The organism is Psychrobacter sp. UBA5136 (assembly GCF_002414005.1).
Lineage (GTDB): Bacteria > Pseudomonadota > Gammaproteobacteria > Pseudomonadales > Moraxellaceae > Psychrobacter.
In genome coordinates this window covers 127,910-148,277 of the sequence record NZ_DHYG01000032.1, presented here as the reverse complement: position 1 = coordinate 148,277, position 20,368 = coordinate 127,910, and the positions used below count along the sequence as shown (strand labels likewise).

Below are 20,368 nucleotides of genomic sequence, written 5' to 3'. Positions count from 1 at the left end.
CGCGTATTAACCATCAAAGTCAGCAATACTTAAACAAAGTCTCACGAAAACATTACTGACCATCGGTAAGTTTGTGGTTAAATTCAATGATAAATAAGCCGAATATAGACAGTTAACTTTTATTACTTGCCTGTCGTGTTTGGCTACTTTAATACATTATATAAACCATTTATTGAGACTCATATGAGTTCAAAAACTCCCGAATCATCGACAACCCCTTCTAAAGACCAGCCAGCGCCGCAAGCCTTTCGTACTCGCGGCGGTGGTGCGCGTCCTAATACCGATCTTACAAAAGATGCCAGTGCTATAAAAAATAATAATATGACCAAAGATGGTATGAATACTGCGCTTGGTTTTGCTGATGCCTCCAATACTACAACCAATGAAGAAGATAAGAAATCTTCGTCGCTGGTTACCGTCCTAATTGCGGTCGGGGCAAACGTTATTATTGCCATTGCTAAAACGATTGCGGCATTTATGACCGGCTCTGCTTCTATGATAGCGGAGTCGGCGCACTCTTGGGCGGACGCGGGCAACGGTACTTTGCTGATTGTGGCGGAGAAAAAAGCGGTCAAGCCTGCCGATCAAAGTCATCCATTAGGCTATGGTAAAGAGTCGTATGTGTGGTCGATGATTGCAGCTTTTGGCGTCTTTATGGCAGGCTCGATTGTTTCCATTTATACCGGTATCACCGAATGGAATGCGCCCGAAACCGAAACCAATTACACCATTGGTTTTATTATTTTAGCGGTGGCTTTTGTGCTTGAGGGCTTCTCGCTGGTACAGGCCTATTTACAAAGTAAAAAGCATGGCGAGGCCATCAATGTCAGCGCCTTAGGTTATGTTGTTAATACCTCGAATCCAACTTTGCGCGGCGTGTTCTTTGAGGACTTGGCAGCGGTCATCGGTTTGGTGGTAGCAGCGGCAGCGATGGGCATGCACGCCTATACGGGCGAGCCATTTTGGGACGCCCTTGGTTCTATCGTCGTTGGCATACTACTTGGTATGGTTGCTATCTTTTTAATCAACCGCAATCGCGACTTTTTGGTTGGCTATAAAGTTTCAGAAAAAACCCACTGCTATATATTAACGGAGCTGCTGAATCATCCCGATATTGATAGCGTCTCTTACTTGCACTTGGAGTGGGCTGGTCCCAAAAAAATCTTTATGGTAGCAGCGGTCGATATTGCTGGTGACCAACAAGAAAAGCAAATCGCGCAAAAATTTGAAGACATTGAAAATCAGTTTCGCGCCAATCCACTATTTCAAGAAGCTATTTTGACGTTATCAGTGCCTAATGCTGAAGTTTTACGTCTGCCAGATGACCAGTGTTCTTAAAGAGCATGGCGCTTAAAATAGTCTGCCTGATAATAAATAACTGCCACGTATAATAATAAGAGCCCGCTATGAAAAATTATCTTAAATCTGCTAAAAAAAATACCAATCGGCGTCCTACTAGTATCAATCCATTACTCACTTTGGTTGTGGCAACGCTGATGTCAGGCACTATGATATCAGCCAATGCCGAATTGACCATTCACAATGCGCCTAAACAAGCTAAGCCGTCTAATCAAAACAAACAAGCCGCGGCGCCCGTCAGCGATGCTAATACTATTAACAATCAGCCCGTTACTAGCAAGCAAGCTCCGACTGACGTTTCTATCATCAAGCTTATGCAAGTCATGCACATTGATGAGCAAATCCAAGCTATCGTCGATGGCCAACAAGCGGCTATCGACGCCATTAATACGCAAACAAAAAATCAGGCGCAAAGCAGTGGTCAGCCAGTAAACGATAAGCGGTTAAACAAGCATCAGCGCGAGTTACAAGAGCAAATCCAAGGCGTATTGGGTCAATACGCCAAAATTATGACTAATGGCATCGGTAATGCCGCTGACGCGCAAACCTTGACGCAGGCTTACATCAGTGCAGCCAAGACCTACTATACACAGGCTGAAGTTGATGCCCAAATTAAATTTTATGATACGGCGGTGGGACAAAGTATCCTTGCCAAACAGCCGCAAATCACGGCGGCTTTTTTACAGCAATCCTTGCCTGACGATACCAGCAAAACCGAAGCGCAGTTAAGCGAGCTGTTACCACAGATGAAGCGGATTATTAAAGGCGTTTTTTAGCGTGGCTATTTTAAGGGCTGTTTTAAAGCCTAATTTTAAGGGTTAGGCTTAACGCTTGTTTTTAAAGTTAATTTCTTGAGGATATAGTTTCAATCAAATACGAAAGTTTTTAGGCATAAAAAAGGTCACCATATAAGTGACCTTTTTAAACTTATTTAAATAACGTTTCTAAATAACGTTTATTGATAAACTCATTTAACGCGTCTTATCTCTTTTTATTTCTTTGGCGCATTAGCACCAATAAACCAAGCATCTTTATCGATGATACGGCTTACTTCTGTCAAGAGGTCAGCAGTGTCTTCATCACCCGCATCACCAGCTGTGTCAATACCTTCACGTAGCGACGCTGCAATGGTTTTATAACGATTGGTAAGCTCGCGAACATGCTCATCAACTTCTGTGATATCGGTTGGATAAGTCTCTAAGATAGAGTCTTCAACGACACGCTTAGAGATACCGTTGGCTTTACCACCAAGGATAACGATACGTTCTGCAACGGTGTCAAACGCCTCAGTCAGACGCTCATAAGTTTCATCCAATAACTGATGAACACCAATAAAACCAGTACCTTGTAAATTCCAATGGCACTGTTTACTGTCCATACTCAAATCAATCAAATTCGCTAAATTAGAATTTAATAGATCGACCATTTTTTTAGCTGTTTCATCATCGATACCACTTGCGTAACGTTCTCTCATAATTTTCTCCATTATTTTAAGTTTTTATTAGATGTTGGATTAACTTTTAAGCATGTTGTTGATTGTACTTATCGCTTACTCATCCATGCTGCCTGCTAATTAATTCAGTACTCATTAACTCAGTACTCATCATAGCAACTTATCAAAGTGATTGAACCCCTATGTTTTAGGCTTTGTTAAGTGGTCGTGTAATGACTTTGTTAATCATGAAAAGCTTTGTAAAGCTAATTGCCATTCTGTGCGTTTTTTATAAATAATAAGCGCTGATTTAATAGTAGCCGCTTTAGAATAATAAGTTTTGTAGCATTACTTTAGATTTGAGAGGATGGCCAATTTACGCTTATTTTAATTTTTAGATAGGCAGTCGAGCAGAGGGAAAGCCATGGGATAAACCGCGCAATTATCCTTTAAAAACTGTACTTTAGACCCCATATTGTTATAAACCTAACCTCTTATAACCATTTATAAATACCAGGAAGAAAGCTATTATGCGAATGCCTGAACCGCGCTCGTCGCGTCAGTTAAACCAATTGGCCACTCAGCTACAGGGCGAAGCTGAAATCAGTGGTGTCAATGCGTCTGGTACGCAAATATCAAGCCGCGCCTTTGAGATGGTCACCGACTTTGAGCCGGCAGGCGATCAACCACAAGCAATCGAAAAGTTGGTCAAAGGCATCAACTCAGGCATGGATGAGCAGCTATTATTGGGTGTGACCGGTTCTGGTAAGACGTATACCATGGCCAAGGTTATCGCTGAATGCCAACGTCCAACCATTATTATGGCGCACAATAAAACCCTTGCCGCGCAGTTATATGGTGAATTTAAAGCGTTTTTTCCCAATAACGCCGTTGAGTATTTCGTCAGTTATTACGATTATTACCAGCCTGAGGCCTATGTTGCTGCCAGCGATACCTTTATCGAAAAAGACAGCGCCATCAACGACCATATTGACCAAATGCGCCTATCAGCGACGCGGGCGCTGCTTGAGCGCCGTGATGCGATTATTGTGGCTTCGGTATCTTGCATTTATGGTTTGGGCGATCCAGAAAGCTACCTAAAAATGCTGCTGCATGTCGTCGTCGGTGACAAAATCGATCGGACCGCGACCATTAAGCGTTTGGTTGAAATGCAATATAACCGTAATGAGTTAGATTTTGGCCGCGGCACCTATCGCTTACGCGGTGAGCTATTAGACATTTATCCTGCGGAATCTGAACAGCTAGCGGTGCGCGTGCACCTGTTTGATGATGAAGTGGAGAAAATTACTTGGTTTGATCCTTTAACAGGCAAAACGGTTCGTAGCGTGCCGCGTATTACCATTTATCCAAAATCGCATTATGTAACGCCGCGTAACCGCTTAGAGGCGGCTAGCCATACCATTCGCGAGGAGCTTGAGCCGCGTCTGGAGTATTTCCGTGACAATAATAAATTGGTTGAAGCGCAGCGTCTTAAAGAGCGTACCCAGTATGACCTTGAGATGATTCAGCAGCTTGGCTACTGTAACGGTATTGAAAACTACTCGCAGCATCTCTCTGGCCGTCCGTCAGGAGAAGCACCGCCGACCTTGTTTGATTATGTTCCAGAAGATGCGTTGTTATTTATCGACGAATCACACGTGACGGTCTCACAAATTGGCGCAATGTATAAAGGCGATAGATCGCGTAAAGAAAACTTGGTCAATTACGGTTTTCGTCTGCCAAGTGCGATGAATAACCGCCCGATGAAGTTTGAAGAGTGGGAGCGTATCAAGCCTAAAACCATTTATGTCAGCGCGACGCCTGCGCAATATGAGCTTGAGCATAGCGAGCAAGTGGTTGAGCAAGTGGTGCGCCCAACCGGTTTAATTGACCCTGAGATTGAAATTCGTCCGGTATTAACGCAGGTTGATGATGTATTGTCGGAGATTACCAAACGCCGCGAGCTTGATGAGCGCGTCTTAATCACGACTTTGACCAAACGCATGGCAGAAGACTTGACCAGTTATCTAAAAGAATACAACATCAACGTTGCCTATTTACACTCGGATATCGATACGGTGGAGCGTATGCAGATTATCCATGAGCTACGAACGGGTGTCCATGATGTGCTGGTCGGCATTAACCTTTTACGTGAAGGGCTTGATATGCCCGAGGTGTCACTCGTCGCTATCTTTGACGCCGATAAAGAAGGCTTTTTACGTTCTGAGCGCTCTTTGATTCAGACCATTGGCCGTGCTGCGCGTCATTTAAACGGTAAGGCGATTTTGTATGCCGACCGTATTACGCCCAGTATGGAAAAAGCGATAGAGGAGACCGACCGTCGCCGCGAAAAGCAAATCGCCTTCAACCTTGAGCATAATATCACGCCAAAAGGGGCGCACCGTAGTATCACCGATAAAATTGATACCGGTGAAGACCTTGATGCTAATGACAATCAAGTGATTCCTGTGAAAAGCAATTTGCCTGATGTCGATATCAGTATTTTACGCAGTCCTGATTTGCTCGCCAAAGAAATCAAACGCCTTGAGAAGCAAATGCAGCAAATGTCGCGAGATTTGAAGTTTGAAGAGGCTGCGAAAACGCGTGATAAAGTCTTGGAATTAAAAGCGCATTTAATTTAATGGTATGAGGTAGCTTTATTTAACCGTTTGCATTTAACCTTAGGAAAGTGAGTGGCCTAGCTTGGCGCTCACTTTTTTTATGGATTATGCTACCGAGAATATTTGATGCAGTGAACTATGTATCGTGATATCTGCTATCCTAGTCTGAGAATTAATAGCAATTAGGCGTACTATTTATCGTGCTTACCAATCTTACTAATAACTTATTAGAGTTAAACTCTAACGAAAACTCACTCGGCATGTCAGATACGGCTCGGCAAGCTGTGATTGATGCGCTAAACATCGGTTTTCGTTATCCAGACGATCAGCGTGCCGCTTTAATCAGCAAAGTGGCCAAAATCAACGGCGTGAATGAAAGCCAAATCTCTTTGGGTAGCGGCTCCAGTGAAAATATCCGCACCGTCGTACAAATGCTACAAAACCAAGCCTTAAGAGCCGGCAGAGGTTTTCAAGTAATTGTGCCGCATCCAACCTTTGCTTATGCAGAAATGTACGCCGTCTCTATCGACGTGCCAGTGGTAAAGGTAGCGCTGACGCCTGAGAACTATGCCTTTGACTTGCAAGCCATGCAAAAAGCTGCCGATGATTTTGACGGTATCAGCTTGTTTTATCTGTGCAATCCTAACAATCCAACGGCGACGATTACCGCTACGGGCGAATTAAAAGCATGGATAGAGCAGGCGCCGAAGCATCACTATTTCTTATTAGATGAAGCCTATTCAGAGTATGTCACTGACCCAAGTTTTGAGAGTGGGATTGCATGGTTAAAAGAGCAGCGCTCTGACAATATTGTCGTTGTTCGCACTTTCTCAAAACTGTGTGCGCTGGCAGGTATGCGCGTAGGCTACGCTGTCGCAAGCCCGCAAATGATTGCCAAACTCGAGGCGTTTATATCGGTCGATAATACCAACGTAGCAGGGGCGGTAGCGGCGCTAGCGACCTTAGATGATGAGGCGTTTTTAGCACTGAGCTTACGCAACACCAATCAATCGCGCCAGATGGTTGAGCAGGTACTCGATGAGCTTGGTCTACGCTATTTACCATCGCAAGCCAGCTTTATATTTCATGAAATCAAAGGCGATGTGCAAACCTATATCGATAGAATGCGCGAGCATGGTATCGCCGTCGGTCGCGAGTTTGCGCCCATTACTGGCTTTAATCGCTTAACGCTTGGCACACCTGCTGAAATGGCAGTATTTATCAAAACCCTAAGGATGTTTCGTGAGAAAGGCTGGGTATGAGTGAGCCAAACCATATGGTTTAACTATTAAAGTAGTTTAATTGTTAAAAAGAGAAAGAGAAGTTGCCTAATGGGCGGCTTCCTTTTTTTTAAAGCAAATAACCATATCTGATTTTAAAATGAGCCAATAGGAGTGTTGAAGAATAACACTTTATCTGTATTGATTGATAACCAATATTTGGCAGTTAGATAACTTGTAATTATACCAAATGCCGCTTAATATGATGTGAAGCAGCTGCATGCGCTTTATCACTCATGGACGACTTAGGCGGATTATCTATCATGCATAATAATATAGATGACAATAGTAATAAATTACTCAAGTTAGACTTCAATGAAAACTCCTTAGGCATGGCAGATTCTGCCAAAGAAGCCATCACTAATGCTTTAACTGGCGGTGCTCGCTATCCTGATAAACATCGCGCTACGCTGCTGAGCAAAGTCGCTGCTATCAATGGCGTACCTGAAAAACAGGTTTTATTGGGTAATGGTTCGATTGAAAGTATCAGAGCAGTTGTACAAATGCTGCATGATAAAGCATTAAAGACAAGTGTAGGGTTTCAGCTCATCGTTCCAGACCCAACTTTCGGCTGTGCAGAGCTGTATGCACTTTCCCTTGGCATTCCTGTAGTCAAAGTGCCCTTAACTCGCGATGATTATGATTTAGACTTTGATAACCTAAAGAAAGCTGGTGCTGTATTCGACGGTATCAGTCTATTTTATCTGTGTAATCCCAACAACCCAACGGCAATTATTACGGCACAGGACAAACTTAAATCTTGGCTGCAACAGGCGCCAAAAAATCACTATTTCTTATTGGATGAAGCCTACTTTGGCTATATTACAGAGCCAAATTTTGAGAGTGGCGTTGAATGGATAAAGCAGGATCTATCAGATAACCTGATTGTCGTGCGCACCTTTTCAAAACTATTTGGTCTGGCAGGCTTGCGTGTCGGCTATGCGATTGCAAATCCGCAGCTGATTGCAGAAATTGGGTCGTTAATGTCTACCGACAATATCAACATGTTGGGTGCCGTCGCGGCAATAGCCACGCTAGAAGACGAAGCGTTTTTGGTACACAGTTTGCAAACCACCAATCGAGCAAGGCAGATGATGGAGACTGCGCTAGATGAGTTGGGACTGCGTTATTTACCCTCGCAAACCAATTTTATCTTTTATGCAGTAAATGGCGATGTGCCAACCTATATCGATAGGATGCGTGAGCATGGTATAGCAGTTGGCCGCGAGTTTCCCTCTATTCCAGGTTTCAATCGGATTACACTGGGTACACCTGAAGAGATGACGATCGTTATTGAGGCGTTACAGTTATTTCGTGAAAAAGGTTGGGTGTGATTGTGATTACATAAAATCGTATAATTTTTTTCCAAAAAAGGAAGGGTGCTTAGATGGCAGCTTTCCTTTTTTACCAACATCAAACGCAGTTTTACATATTCCGTCTTAAAAATTATCCGCTCAGCTTATAGGATAAGTTAATAAAGCGCGAACTGCCAAGCATAAAAAAACATGCTGGACAGCAACCATAAAAATAGACGTGCTAAAAGTTTTTAAAATTTTAAGACAAAGGGTGTATATATGTTTGATATCAAATCGTTTTTTAAGAGAGAAGTAGAAAAAAAGCTCATCGACGTGGATGACTATATCTTTATGCCTGAGCGCATTGAGATGGCGCTTGAAGGCGGCGAGCTAAACTGTGTGTTAAATAGCGATGGCCGCGTCGATATTTTTTATAGTAAACAAGGGGTGACAGAGGTCAGTTCAGCGTCGCGTAAGCATCCTTTTACCGCATTTGAGACTGAGTTGTCTCATGGCGTTTATGATGACGTCATCCATGCTTTGATCAAAGAAGTGGATAAGATAATTGACGGCTCGTCCAAGTATTTTCACCGTAGTAAAATATTGCCGTCGACACCGTCTCTACCCATTAGTCCTTCTACGGACAATAAATTGTAGGATGACTTTTCGTACGCTTGTGTCATAAGCGCGTGAGCGTTGGCTACCGTTACCTGTCCACCTAGTTTTATAAATGCGCGTCTTTTCATCAGTCATCCTTGACATGGGTTAAAGATAAATTCCATTTATCATTCATAGTATAGTATTAAATAATCTATACGAATAAGTTGGGTTGTGCAATCTAAAACCCAACTTATTTTGTGAAAATAACTCCTATCGACAAGTCACTTGGTCAGTTATTTACTTGTTAACTACTTATTTAACAATGCTACCGTAGCAACTCTGTAGTGACTTTGCGACAACTCTAGCGACCAGCTGTGTACGGTAATTAGCATCTATCGCGGCATTGCCCAATTCTACGATAGTCACCTGCTGCGGCGCTTGCTCACTGACGCAGCCACAAACTCTGCTTTTTACCTCTTCCTCTTGAGCGTCAGTCATTGCGACACTAGCAATGCGCCATGCATTTTGTTTTTCAATCTGATTGCGGCATTGGTTATCAATAGCGGTTTTAAAAATATTCATCCCAATCTCGTTTGCCGAGCCAATTGCGTTGCCAGCATTGGTGTTGGCATCGGTTGTCGCACAGCCAGCTAGGGCAAATGTGGTAAGCGTGACGGCCGAAGCAAGTAATTTTTTCATCAGTTTTCCTTTAAGAATTATCAGCGTTATCAAAAGTGTTATCAAAAATTATGGGCGGTTGTATTTAATAGAAACCAATTGTAGAGATGGACGGTTGTAAATAGAAACCTCTGTATATTAATAAAAAAGGCGAATCGATTGTCAATAATTCTTTGATTAAGTGATATTTGTATGGGCAACTTTTGTTCGCGGACTCTAGTATCCTAGGGTTAAAAGTTGCTCCAAAAACTACGTAAAATGGTCATAGAAGTTTACAAGGCGCTTAAAGTCTGTTTAAATACCCTATTAATATGAAACTTAGTACCGCTTAGCGAAACGATACTAAGTTTGATAATCATGAATTAGCCAATCTGAAGTAAGAACTTAAGATTCATGAGAGCTAATTTTTAATATCGCATAAAACGATATAGCAATGTATGACACCTCATGTTTTAATTGCATGGATCCTTTTTTATTGTATAAATGGGTCGCTGCATTTTTCAAAAATCAACGCAATATATAAAGCTCATAAATTAACACGGATTAGTTACTATTACGATGACATGGTTGCGTAATACCTTATAAATCCAATCCAGTCTGCTTTATTTTATCAAGGATGAAAATAATGAAGTTCTTTAGTAAAACCCCTCTACTAGCTGCAGTTGTTGCCTTAAGTATGACGCTGGTTGCCTGTTCAGACAATACAGCGACCGATGCCAATGATAGCGCTACTGCTGACAACACTACTGCTTCAACGCCAAATGATAAGCTTGAAACGAAGTTTGTCACTATCGCAACAGGGGGCGCGTCCGGCCCTTATAATATTATTGGCACTTCTTTAGCAGAAGTTTACGCTAAAACTTTTGGCGTTAACGCTAAGACTCAAACCACAGGGGCGTCAGTAGAAAACGTCAATCTATTAACGCAAGGTAAAGTTGATATGGTGCTGGCACTTAGTGATGTCGTCACTAATGCCGTTGAAGGTACTGAAGACTTTAAAGAACCGATAACCAATATTCAACAGGTTGCCGTCCTGTATCCTAATGTGATTCAGATAGTCGCTTCAGAAAAATCTGGCATCAAGAATATCGAAGATTTAAAAGGCAAGCGTATTGCGGTTGGTGATCAAGGTTCTGGAACGGAAGTGAATGCGCGAACGTTATTAGAAGGTTTTGGTATCACTTATGATGATGTCAAAGTCGACTATTTAGGTTTTGCCGACGCAGCAGATGCAATGAAAGCGGGTAAAATTGAAGCAGCGTTTTTTAGTAGTGGCTTACCAAACTCTTCGCTTTTAGAGTTAGAGCAAGGCATTAAATTGCAGTTGGTCTCCATCAACCAAGATAAACTCAAAAAAATCATCGAAAACAAGCCTTACTTTAAGACTTTTGAGATTCCTGCTGGCACATACGGTAATGATGCTGCTATTCCAACAACCGCCGTTATGAATGCTTTGCTGATTCGTTCTGATATCTCTGAAGATGATGGCTATAAACTCACCAAAGCACTGTTTGAAAACTTGGATGGGTTAAAAAATGCCCATCAAGCCGCTAATGACATCAGCTTAGAGACTGCTCAAGAAGGGATGGTAGCGCCTATTCACCCAGGTGCTAAGAAATACTATGAAGAGCAATCTGCTAAATAAACGCTTAAGTTTAACAATCGGCGCAGCAGTGATTGCTGCGCTGGTTTTTTTAACGTTATGGGCAGTTTTTGCGCGCCAATCTGTCATCGAGGTGCGCGTCGATGACGTTGCTGAATCTGATAAAAAAGTATGTTATTTCGTTGCACCCAACTTTCAATTGCGCTGGATTCATTCTGTAGAAAAACAGTGGTGGGAGGAGCAATATGTTCGTGAGAAAGAAGGGTTACTGCTAACCACCACCTATCTACAAGCTTTTGGGGCGGGCACCCCATCCACTGAAAATGTCGCTCTCATAAAAAAACCAGGCTATGTCGGCTATCAAATCAACGAAAGACTGCCTAGTCTCAACTGGGTGGTTTCACGGCGGACCCAAGGTGAGATTGATTATGCAGGTCATCGTATTTTAATTCATCAATGGGTGCCAGATTATTCTGCAGTAACTATTACGCCTAAGTCGTATAGTCTAATAGATAGATTCAATAAGGATTTTTGTCATGAACTCTCAAGTGATGGATCACAGTAGTGAGACTCCTATCTCTAGCGATGATGCTAAATTGTCGAAGCAACCGGATCTTCATGAGAACACGGATATCGATGACGACGTTGATCCTAACCTCACGCAAGCGATATTAGAAAAGTACGACCGAGAGTCGATTACGCGTCATATCACTCAAGGGCCAGTAAAATATATTATCGCTGCGATTTGTATTTTATATTCGATTTTCCATCTATATATCACTTTTAACCCTATGCCGTCATTATTACAGCGTTCTGTGCATGTGGGCGTTGGCTTTGCGTTAATTTTTTTAATTTTTCCCGCTAGCAAAAAAAGTAGCCGTAGGCGGGTGGCTTGGTACGACTGGATTTGGTTTGTCCTATCTTTATCTGGAATGGCCTATCTTATCTATGAGTATCAAGACATTGTCACCTCGCGTGGCGGCATAGCCAATCAAACGGATGTATTGTTCTCTATTATCACGGTGATTTGTGTGCTCGAGGGCAGTAGACGCATTACGGGCTGGATATTACCGATATTGGCGTCGATATTTTTGCTATATCCATTTATCAGCCACATGGATTTTATGCCTGACCGACTGCTGACTCGGCCTTACGATTTTGGTGATATTTTTGGTCAATTATTTCTAAAAACAGAAGGGCTGTATTCAGTCGCCATTGGTGCCTCAGTCACGTTTATCTTTTTATTCATCTTGTTCGGGGCATTTTTAGCACGCTCTGGAATGGGTCAGCTATTTAATGATTTGGCGTTGGCGCTGGCAGGTGATAAAAAAGGTGGACCAGCAAAGGTTGCTGTCATCTCAAGCGGATTTATGGGCAGTATCAATGGCTCAGCTCTATCAAACGTGGTTAGTACTGGTGCGTTTACCATCCCCTTGATGAAAAAGGTCGGCTATCATAAAGATTTTGCCGGGGCAGTAGAGGCAAGTGCGTCCGTCGGTGGACAGATCTTGCCGCCAATTATGGGTGCCAGTGCTTTTATTATGGCAGAAACAACAGGGCTACCTTATAGCACTATTGCGTTAGCTGCCTTGTTACCTGCAGTACTGTATTACCTAGGCGTTATCGCGCAGGTGCATTTCCGTGCAGGCCGCCGCGACTTAAAAGGTATGGCAAAAGAGAGTCTGCCACAGGTAAAAGAAGTGCTAAAGGCACGCGGTCATATGCTACTGCCGATTGTGTTCCTGATTTATTTATTAATACAAAATGTTCCGGTAGGGTATGCCGCTGCTTACACCATTGGCTTTACTGTCGTCATCAGTATGCTACGCGCTGAGACGCGCATGGGCTTTAAGGACATTCTAGGCGCCCTAGAAGATGGGGCGCGCCAGTCATTAGCGGTGATGGCAGCCTGTGCGGTCGTGGGGATTATTATCGGAGTGGTCAGCTTAACGAGTTTTGGTACGGTGATGACGTCTTCGATTGTCACTTTAGGAGCGGGCTCATTATTGCTTACCTTAATCCTAACTATGCTGGCGTCGATGGTCTTAGGAATGGGCTTGCCATCAATCCCTGCGTATATTATTACGGCAACGATGGCGGCGCCCGCGTTAGCAGGGTTTAATATTCCTATATTGGCCGCGCACATGTTTGTGTTCTATTTTGGCGTGTTTGCCAACATTACGCCGCCGGTTTGTTTGGCTGCCTTTGCTGGGGCGGGTATTTCAGGCGGCGATCCCATGAAGACAGGGTTTTTGTCACTCAAATTAGCACTGGCTGGGTTTATCGTTCCGTTTATGTTTATCTATAATCCTGCGATGTTGATGATTGACCCAGCAGGGCTTGCCGTCACAGCGAAAGAATTTCCATTGCCGCCAGTCATCGAAATCGTTACGGCTGTTGTAACATCCGTCATTGGGGTGATTGGGCTTAGTGCGGCGTTAGAAGGATATTTTAAAGGCAGTATGAATTCAATCACGCGCATCATTTTGGCAATTGGGGCTTTATTGCTGATTTATCCTGGCCTTGTCACAGGTTTGATAGGCGGCGTCATCATACTTGCTATCGCAGCATTGAATATAAAAACCAGTAAGACGCCAGTGTTACCCCTAAACGTTTAATCTTGTTTAAAAGACCAGTTTAGAAGTATAAGAAAAGGGCAAATAGTAATAATCTACTATTTGCCCTTTGCATCTTTTAAGATAAGTATTCTAAAGTAAGCTCGATGAGTACTAAATTAACAGCCAAGCTTACCTTCAGCCTCTAGCGCCTTTTTACTGCGAATTGGCGCGGGGCAATCTTCGCCGTAGTATTGACGGTCGGCAAAGTAACTCGAGCGTACCATCGGTCCTGCCCAAATACTAAAGAAGCCAATCTTTTTGCCATAGTCCATATAGCGTTGGAACTCGTCTGGATGCACATAACGATCGACAGGTGCATGGTCTTTACTAGGTTGTAGATATTGCCCAATGGTAATCATATCAACATCATGCGCTTTTAAATCATCAAGTAGCGCATAAATCTCTTCTTCGGTTTCACCGAGGCCAACCATAAAGCCGCATTTGGTCGCGATATCGGGGCGGCGTTCTTTGTATAGTTTGAGCAAATCTAACGAATGCTGATAATCAGAACCGGGGCGGAAGGCTTTATATAAGCGGGGTACAGTTTCGATGTTGTGGTTAAACACATCTGGCGCTGTTTCGGTCAGTAAATCTAAGGCAATTTCCATACGGCCACGGAAATCTGGCACCAGTATTTCAATCAAGCAATTTGGGCTTAGCGCGCGAGATTCATTTAATACTTCAACGAAATGCCCAGCACCGCCGTCTTTTAAATCATCACGGTCAACCGAAGTAATTACCGCATATTTAAGACCTAAACCTTGAATGGTCTCGGCGGTATGGCGCGGTTCATCCTTGTCCAATTCGTTCGGGCGACCATGACCGACATCACAAAACGGGCAGCGACGGGTACAGATATCACCCATAATCATAAAGGTTGCCGTGCCATCGGCAAAGCACTGCGGCAAATTCGGGCAAGCAGCCTCTTCACAGACGGTGTAAAGCTTTTGCTCACGCAAGGTGGCTTTGATACGCGCCACTTCCGCAGGTGACGACATTTTTACCCGAATCCAATCCGGCTTTTTCTTGGCCTCAACGGTCGGAATCACTTTAATTGGGATACGCGCTACCTTGTCGTAGCCACGTAGCTTCTCGCCTTGGATGGCTTTTTTGGGCTTGGCACGGGCAGCGGGGACGTGGGTTTGTACGGCGTTTGTCATAATAAATGTTCTCTTAACCCTTGATAGGATAAGGGTTTATGGCATCATTAGAATGTTTTATGAATGGGGTTATTATAGCAGATAATGGCTCAATATTTTTTAGGCAATCTTGTTAAAAAGATTAAGAAAACTACTGTTAACAAAGCTAGTATTAATATAGAGGCTTTGCAGTATAAGCAGTATAAAAAGTTTGCGTAAATGACAGGGTACTACGAAGCGCACCTTTACCCTAGTTTTATTTAAAGTTTGCGTAAATGACAGGGTACTACGAAGCGCACCTTTACCCTAGTTTTATTTATTGATATCAATATCCATGTCATTTAGCACATCTATGGCGGCGCGAAACGCTTCTTGGGCGGCAGGCGCGCCGCAATAAGGCAGGCTATGCATCAACACTTCTCGGATTTCAGCGACGCTGGCGCCATTATTAATCGCCCCACGGATATGACCTTTTAACTCCGTAGGGCTTTTTTGCGCAATTAAAAAAGCCATCGTGATAAGCGAGCGATATTTGCGCGGCAGTATCGACTCATCTTGCCACGTGCTGCCCCACGCGTGTTCGATAATCCAGTCTTGTAGCGGCTGGGTAAATGGCGTTGCTGAGTCAAGCGAGCGTTTGACGTGTTGCTCGCCCATGACTTCGGTACGAACTTTTAGACCGTTTTTATAATTGCGATTATCGTCCATATTATCCTTAATATTTATTGGTAAAGTGTGTTTGATCAAGTCGCATATAAAAACTCACTGATATAGTGAGTGAAAATTAATATCGATACATCACGCACTGCTGATATCAATTTTTTTTGCTTGCTGTGCCTACGCAGACAGAGGCTACAAAAAATTGATATCAGCAATACCGTAGCGTTTTTAGGATATTTTGACTATAAAAGAACAGTTGATAAGTTCTGATGTTATCAAAGTATAGCAGGCGCACGGTTTTTATTTAACCGCGCCAATCATATTAAGGCGTATCCTCAATTCAATCGATAAATCTCTAAATAGGCTAAAAATGGCTAAATTTTGCCAAACGTCGTCAAATAGCTCGGTAATATCCTGATATTATCAGCGCTATTTTCCTCGTTTGGCGGCAATTTAACTCATTTTTATCACTATTTCTGAAATGAGGATACGCCCTAGTTATGACACTATTTTTATAATAAATGTCCAATATGGCTATATTCTGCGCCTTTTCGCGCCGCAGCCATTAACATTTTGAGCGTTTTGAGCTATGATTATACAGATAATTATTCAATGCAGTACATCGATGTAGGCTGTCATCCTGACTACTCACGTGATGTACTGGTCACCAAACCGACGAGGACGACTATTGTGTTAGAAGCTTATCGTAAACATGTCGCAGAACGTGCTGAGCTAGGAACTGTACCACTTCCCCTAAATGAGAAGCAGGTAGCAGAATTGGTTGAGCTGCTTAAAAACCCACCAGCGGGCGAAGATGCGTTCTTGATGGACTTGTTAGAAAACCGTATTCCTGCCGGTGTTGACCAAGCCGCTTATGTTAAAGCTGCATTTTTAGCTGCTATCGTGAAAGGCGAAGCGACTTCACCACTGATCAGCAAGAAAAAAGCCGTTGAAATCTTAGGTACGATGCAAGGTGGCTACAACGTTCAGCCGTTGGTTGCCGCGCTTGATGATGCGGAAGTGGCACAAGAAGCCGCTGATGCGCTGAAAAAGACGCTGCTAGTGTTTGATGCGTTTAATGACGTGACCGAAAAAGCGCAAGCGGGTAACGCATTTGCCAAAGAAGTGATTCAATCTTGGGCTGACGCTGAGTGGTTCTTAAGCCGTCCTGAAGTACCAAAGAAATCCACTTATACGACATTTAAAGTCACTGGCGAAACCAACACCGATGACTTATCACCGGCGCAAGATGCGTGGAGCCGCCCAGATATTCCACTGCATTCATTAGCCATGCACAAAAACTCTCGCGACGGCATTATTGCTGACGAAGAGGGCGTTGTTGGTCCAATGAAGCAAATCGAAGCGCTAAAAGAAAAAGGCTATCCGCTTGCTTATGTTGGCGACGTGGTCGGTACCGGTTCTAGCCGTAAATCTGCCACCAACTCAGTACTATGGCTCATGGGTCAAGACATTCCAAACGTGCCAAACAAACGTGGCGGCGGTCTGGTATTAGGTAACAATATCGCTCCTATCTTCTTTAACACTATGGAAGATTCTGGTGCACTGCCAATCGAGAAAGTTGCGGTTGATAAGTTAAATATGGGCGATGTGTTTGACATTTATCCGTATGAAGGCAAAATCACTAAGCATGACTCTGATGAAGTGTTGTCAACTTTTACCCTAAACTCGCCAACCTTGCTTGACGAAGTGCGCGCAGGCGGCCGTATTCCATTGATCGTTGGTCGTGGTTTGACCAATCGCGCGCGTGAATACATGGGTCTTGGTCATTCAGATGTATTTGCTAAGCCAGAAGAGCCAGCGGATACGGGTAAAGGCTTTACTCTAGCGCAAAAAATGGTTGGTAAAGCATGTGGCCTAGAAGGCGTCCGTCCAGGTATGTACTGTGAGCCAAAAATGACGACGGTCGGCTCGCAAGATACCACAGGTCCTATGACCCGTGATGAGCTAAAAGACTTGGCTTGTCTAGGCTTCCAAGCGGATCTCGTTATGCAGTCTTTCTGTCATACCGCCGCTTATCCAAAGCCAGTTGACGTTGAGACTCAGCATACACTACCTGATTTCATCATGAACCGTGGCGGCGTCAGCTTACGTCCGGGCGATGGTATCATTCACTCGTGGCTGAACCGTATGTTACTTCCAGATACCGTTGGTACTGGTGGTGACTCGCATACCCGTTTTCCAATGGGTATCTCGTTCCCAGCAGGTTCTGGTCTGGTTGCGTTTGCAGCGGCAACTGGTGTGATGCCACTTGATATGCCTGAGTCTGTCCGCGTTCGTTTCGTTGGCGAACGTCAACCTGGTATCACCCTACGTGACTTGGTCCATGCAATTCCTTATCAGGCCATCAAAGAAGGCTATTTGACCGTTGAGAAGAAAGGTAAAATCAACGAGTTCAATGGTCGTATCCTTGAGATCGAAGGCTTAGAAGATTTAACGGTTGAGCAAGCGTTTGAATTGTCGGATGCATCAGCTGAGCGTAGTGCGGCTGGTTGTACCATCACGCTGTCTGAAGAATCAGTAACTGAGTACCTAAACTCAAACATCACCCTGCTTAAATGGATGATTTCAGAAGGCTATGGCGATGCGCGTACGATTAGCCGCCGCGTTGAGCAAATGCAAGAGTGGCTTGCCAACCCAAGCCTCATGCGTGCTGACGCAGATGCAGAATACGCAGTCGATATGACGATTGACATGTCTGAAATCAAAGAGCCGATTCTTTGCTGCCCGAACGATCCAGATGATGCAAAAACATTGGCTGACGTCGCTGGCGACACCATTGATGAAGTGTTTATCGGTTCGTGCATGACCAACATCGGTCATTTCCGTGCCGCGGGTAAACTCTTACAAGACGTCCCAGCAGGCAGCTTAAAAACTCGTCTATGGATTGCGCCGCCGACCAAAATGGATGCGCGTCAATTGATGGAAGAAGGCTACTACAACATTTATGCGCAAGCCGGCGCTCGTACTGAGATGCCAGGTTGTTCGCTATGTATGGGTAACCAAGCACGTATCGCACCAAAATCGACTGCGGTATCGACCTCTACGCGTAACTTCCCGAACCGTCTCGGTCAAGGTGCTAACGTTTATCTCGCGTCAGCTGAGCTTGCAGCGGTAGCCGCGGTACTTGGTAAACTGCCAACCAATGATGAATATCAGCAGTATGCTGGCATGCTAAACAGCATGGGCGCGGAAGTGTATCAGTACATGAACTTTGATCGCATGGAAGACTACACTGAAGAAGCAGACAAAATTAACGTTGCTCAGTTGACCTAAGCTTTAAATTGAAACGTTTTTGAAGTTTTACCGCTCTTATATAAATAGGAACCCCGTATCGTAATGATGCGGGGTTTTTTAATATAAACGCTATCTGTTTTCTCGCCTTATCTTCTGTATAATATAAATGCAGGCGGAAACCGTGGCTCTGCACTTTTTTCTCATTTTTATCTCGGGACGGACCGATACTTTACTAGGCAACTTTTTGTTTATACTCAAGTGCTTTGGAGTTTTGGTTGATTACTTTATCCCCCCTCAAACGTCGTATCGTCTATGTGACCATCTTTGAAATTATCGCTATTATCTCTTCTACCTTTGTATTGATGAAACTTAGCGGCAGCGATGCCAAAGAATCATTACCAGTTGCTGTGATGGTGTCATTGGCCGCTGTGATTTGGAACTTTTTATACAATACCGCTTTTGAAGCGTGGGAGCGGCGCAAGCAGGTTAAAAATCGTACTTTATTCATCCGCAGTGTCCATGCCATAGGTTTTGAAGGTGGGCTGGTATTGATTTGCCTGCCGCTTTATATGATTTGGTATGACGTTGGTTTGATTAAAGCCTTTATGATGGAGGCGGCGTTACTACTGTTTTTCTTGGTTTATACCTTTATTTTTACCTTGGTTTTCGACAAAATATTTACCTTACCACATTATGATAAGACCGCTTCTGCTTCTTCATAAATACAGAGATTAATCATATTAAATGACCCAAAAAAGGCTGCTATTAGATTAGGCAGCCTTTTTGATGATAGTGTAAAAGTAGTGTTAGAGCGCTTTATTTACCCTGATAAACGGGCTTACGTTTTTCCATAAAGGCGGTGATACCTTCAGCAAAATCAGCGGTTTTTGCCATCATGGTTTGCTGGTCAACTTCCATATCGAGCGCTTCATTTAAGCCTGTAAAAGCATGAACGTTAATCATATGCTTCATTGATGCCAGGGCTTTACCGGGCAGATTGCTTAGGCGCGTTGCCAATGCCAGTACGCTGGCGTCAAGCTCATCTTTGCTCACGACGCTGTTGACTAAATTTAGGCGCGCGACATCATCGCTGGTGAGCTTATCACCCAGCATCACAAGCTCAGTGGTTTTCGCCGCGCCAATCAGTTGATTGAGTAAATAAATACCGCCCGCATCAGGAATCAAGCCGATATTAACAAAGGCTTGCACAAATTTGGCATTGTCTGCAGCAATACGGAAATCGCAGGTTAATGCCAAGTTCATCCCAGCGCCAGCGACCGCACCTTCTAATTTAGCAATAATTGGCTTATGAATATTACGCAGCTTTAGGCTGACCTCGCTCACTTCTCTGAGCATAAAATCCAGCTTTGCCGCCAGTGCCTCAGCATCCATACCATTTTCTAACATCTCGCCGATGTGCCCACCGCTAGAGAAATTATTATTTGATCCTTGTAGCACAATCACGCGAACGTCGGCGTCTTGATCCGCCTGATCAAGGGCGTCCATAATCGCGCCTTTTAATGGTGTGCTAAAGGCATTTAGCGTCTTAGGGTCATTCATGGTAATGGTGGCGATATGGTTTTCGCTGTGATATTCGACCAGGGGTTGTGACATGGTTGGTTTCCTTATTTAGACATTGTAGATAAGCAGAGTGAATAAAAATAAAGAGTGTGCTTAGGCGTAACAAATTATTCAAGTTGATTACTATAGCAGCTTGCTCTGATTATAAAAGCGGGTTTTGTGGGCGCTTGCGGCACGCTGAGAAGGGGTGTGTCTTTCTTGCATTCCGATATAGTCAAAATATCCCAAAAACGCTACGGTATTGCTG

16 protein-coding genes are annotated in these 20,368 nt (G+C 43.8%); 11 read left to right on the top strand and 5 right to left on the bottom strand.

The window, feature by feature from the left end; genetic code table 11:
* The first annotated feature begins 183 nt into the window (after positions 1–183).
* On the top strand, positions 184–1,338 hold the full coding sequence (locus tag B4240_RS04450; protein WP_296237032.1) for a cation diffusion facilitator family transporter: 1,155 nt from the start codon (positions 184–186) through the stop codon (positions 1,336–1,338).
* 68 nt (positions 1,339–1,406) lie between these two features.
* On the top strand, positions 1,407–2,135 hold the full coding sequence (locus tag B4240_RS04445; RefSeq protein ID WP_296237031.1) for a DUF2059 domain-containing protein: 729 nt from the start codon (positions 1,407–1,409) through the stop codon (positions 2,133–2,135).
* A gap of 215 nt (positions 2,136–2,350) precedes the next feature.
* On the opposite strand, the gene dps is transcribed toward B4240_RS04445, so the two are convergent.
* Complete coding sequence (gene dps / locus B4240_RS04440) at positions 2,351–2,833, bottom strand: DNA starvation/stationary phase protection protein Dps (RefSeq protein WP_296237030.1); 483 nt, start codon at positions 2,831–2,833, stop codon at positions 2,351–2,353.
* Positions 2,834–3,321: 488 nt separating this feature from the next.
* On the opposite strand from dps, the gene uvrB reads away from it, so the two are divergent.
* The 4 genes from uvrB to B4240_RS04420 all read left to right on the top strand — a co-directional run bounded on the left by uvrB (position 3,322) and on the right by B4240_RS04420 (position 8,644).
* Positions 3,322–5,433, top strand: a complete 2,112-nt coding sequence (gene uvrB / locus B4240_RS04435; RefSeq protein ID WP_296237029.1) for an excinuclease ABC subunit UvrB — start codon at positions 3,322–3,324, stop codon at positions 5,431–5,433.
* Between the two features lie 179 nt (positions 5,434–5,612).
* Positions 5,613–6,674: a pyridoxal phosphate-dependent aminotransferase gene (locus B4240_RS04430; protein WP_296237028.1), complete on the top strand. Its 1,062-nt coding sequence runs from the start codon at positions 5,613–5,615 to the stop codon at positions 6,672–6,674.
* A gap of 281 nt (positions 6,675–6,955) precedes the next feature.
* The gene (locus B4240_RS04425; protein ID WP_296237027.1) at positions 6,956–8,026 is read left to right on the top strand and encodes a pyridoxal phosphate-dependent aminotransferase; all 1,071 of its coding nucleotides are present in this window, start codon (positions 6,956–6,958) and stop codon (positions 8,024–8,026) included.
* A 240-nt stretch (positions 8,027–8,266) separates the two neighbouring features.
* Complete coding sequence (locus B4240_RS04420) at positions 8,267–8,644, top strand: hypothetical protein (RefSeq protein ID WP_296237026.1); 378 nt, start codon at positions 8,267–8,269, stop codon at positions 8,642–8,644.
* Between the two features lie 255 nt (positions 8,645–8,899).
* Here the strand turns inward: B4240_RS04420 and B4240_RS04415 are convergent, their stop codons facing one another.
* A complete protein-coding gene (locus B4240_RS04415; protein WP_296237025.1) occupies positions 8,900–9,286 on the bottom strand; it encodes a hypothetical protein in 387 nt (128 codons plus the stop codon).
* Between the two features lie 604 nt (positions 9,287–9,890).
* On the opposite strand from B4240_RS04415, the gene B4240_RS04410 reads away from it, so the two are divergent.
* From B4240_RS04410 to B4240_RS04400, 3 genes are read left to right on the top strand one after another with little or no spacing between them, the layout of a single operon-like run.
* Positions 9,891–10,910 (top strand): TAXI family TRAP transporter solute-binding subunit, encoded by a 1,020-nt coding sequence (locus B4240_RS04410; RefSeq protein WP_296237024.1) that lies wholly within the window; start codon positions 9,891–9,893, stop codon positions 10,908–10,910.
* Positions 10,888–11,433, top strand: coding sequence for a DUF1850 domain-containing protein (locus B4240_RS04405; protein WP_296237023.1), 546 nt, complete (start codon positions 10,888–10,890; stop codon positions 11,431–11,433). Before B4240_RS04410 ends, B4240_RS04405 begins: the two co-directional genes overlap by 23 nt.
* Positions 11,405–13,486, top strand: a complete 2,082-nt coding sequence (locus B4240_RS04400) for a TRAP transporter permease (RefSeq protein WP_296237022.1) — start codon at positions 11,405–11,407, stop codon at positions 13,484–13,486. The genes B4240_RS04405 and B4240_RS04400 overlap by 29 nt, the downstream gene beginning before the upstream one ends.
* Positions 13,487–13,602: 116 nt before the next feature.
* On the opposite strand, the gene lipA is transcribed toward B4240_RS04400, so the two are convergent.
* Both lipA and B4240_RS04390 read right to left on the bottom strand, forming a co-directional pair.
* Positions 13,603–14,646, bottom strand: coding sequence for a lipoyl synthase (gene lipA, locus B4240_RS04395; RefSeq protein WP_144297152.1), 1,044 nt, complete (start codon positions 14,644–14,646; stop codon positions 13,603–13,605).
* Positions 14,647–14,937: 291 nt separating this feature from the next.
* Entirely contained in the window at positions 14,938–15,333 is a 396-nt protein-coding gene (locus B4240_RS04390; RefSeq protein ID WP_296237021.1) for a carboxymuconolactone decarboxylase family protein, read from the bottom strand.
* Positions 15,334–15,975: 642 nt separating this feature from the next.
* On the opposite strand from B4240_RS04390, the gene acnB reads away from it, so the two are divergent.
* On the top strand, positions 15,976–18,579 hold the full coding sequence (acnB, locus tag B4240_RS04385) for a bifunctional aconitate hydratase 2/2-methylisocitrate dehydratase (RefSeq protein WP_296237043.1): 2,604 nt from the start codon (positions 15,976–15,978) through the stop codon (positions 18,577–18,579).
* Positions 18,580–18,815: 236 nt separating this feature from the next.
* Positions 18,816–19,262 (top strand): PACE efflux transporter, encoded by a 447-nt coding sequence (locus tag B4240_RS04380; RefSeq protein ID WP_296237020.1) that lies wholly within the window; start codon positions 18,816–18,818, stop codon positions 19,260–19,262.
* A gap of 94 nt (positions 19,263–19,356) precedes the next feature.
* On the opposite strand, the gene B4240_RS04375 is transcribed toward B4240_RS04380, so the two are convergent.
* The gene (locus tag B4240_RS04375; protein WP_296237019.1) at positions 19,357–20,154 is read right to left on the bottom strand and encodes an enoyl-CoA hydratase/isomerase family protein; all 798 of its coding nucleotides are present in this window, start codon (positions 20,152–20,154) and stop codon (positions 19,357–19,359) included.
* Between the last annotated feature and the right edge of the window lie 214 nt (positions 20,155–20,368).

What these genes read in the sequence shown, in the direction of transcription:
- B4240_RS04405 (WP_296237023.1), top strand. Translation starts at nt 10,888, where the DNA reads ATGAAGAGCAATCTGCTAAATAAACGCTTAAGTTTAACAATCGGCGCA.
- B4240_RS04390 (WP_296237021.1), bottom strand. Translation starts at nt 15,333, where the DNA reads ATGGACGATAATCGCAATTATAAAAACGGTCTAAAAGTTCGTACCGAA.
- B4240_RS04420 (WP_296237026.1), top strand. Translation starts at nt 8,267, where the DNA reads ATGTTTGATATCAAATCGTTTTTTAAGAGAGAAGTAGAAAAAAAGCTC.
- B4240_RS04415 (WP_296237025.1), bottom strand. Translation starts at nt 9,286, where the DNA reads ATGAAAAAATTACTTGCTTCGGCCGTCACGCTTACCACATTTGCCCTA.
- uvrB (WP_296237029.1), top strand. Translation starts at nt 3,322, where the DNA reads ATGCGAATGCCTGAACCGCGCTCGTCGCGTCAGTTAAACCAATTGGCC.
- B4240_RS04425 (WP_296237027.1), top strand. Translation starts at nt 6,956, where the DNA reads ATGCATAATAATATAGATGACAATAGTAATAAATTACTCAAGTTAGAC.
- B4240_RS04450 (WP_296237032.1), top strand. Translation starts at nt 184, where the DNA reads ATGAGTTCAAAAACTCCCGAATCATCGACAACCCCTTCTAAAGACCAG.
- B4240_RS04410 (WP_296237024.1), top strand. Translation starts at nt 9,891, where the DNA reads ATGAAGTTCTTTAGTAAAACCCCTCTACTAGCTGCAGTTGTTGCCTTA.
- B4240_RS04400 (WP_296237022.1), top strand. Translation starts at nt 11,405, where the DNA reads ATGAACTCTCAAGTGATGGATCACAGTAGTGAGACTCCTATCTCTAGC.
- B4240_RS04375 (WP_296237019.1), bottom strand. Translation starts at nt 20,154, where the DNA reads ATGTCACAACCCCTGGTCGAATATCACAGCGAAAACCATATCGCCACC.
- lipA (WP_144297152.1), bottom strand. Translation starts at nt 14,646, where the DNA reads ATGACAAACGCCGTACAAACCCACGTCCCCGCTGCCCGTGCCAAGCCC.
- B4240_RS04445 (WP_296237031.1), top strand. Translation starts at nt 1,407, where the DNA reads ATGAAAAATTATCTTAAATCTGCTAAAAAAAATACCAATCGGCGTCCT.
- dps (WP_296237030.1), bottom strand. Translation starts at nt 2,833, where the DNA reads ATGAGAGAACGTTACGCAAGTGGTATCGATGATGAAACAGCTAAAAAA.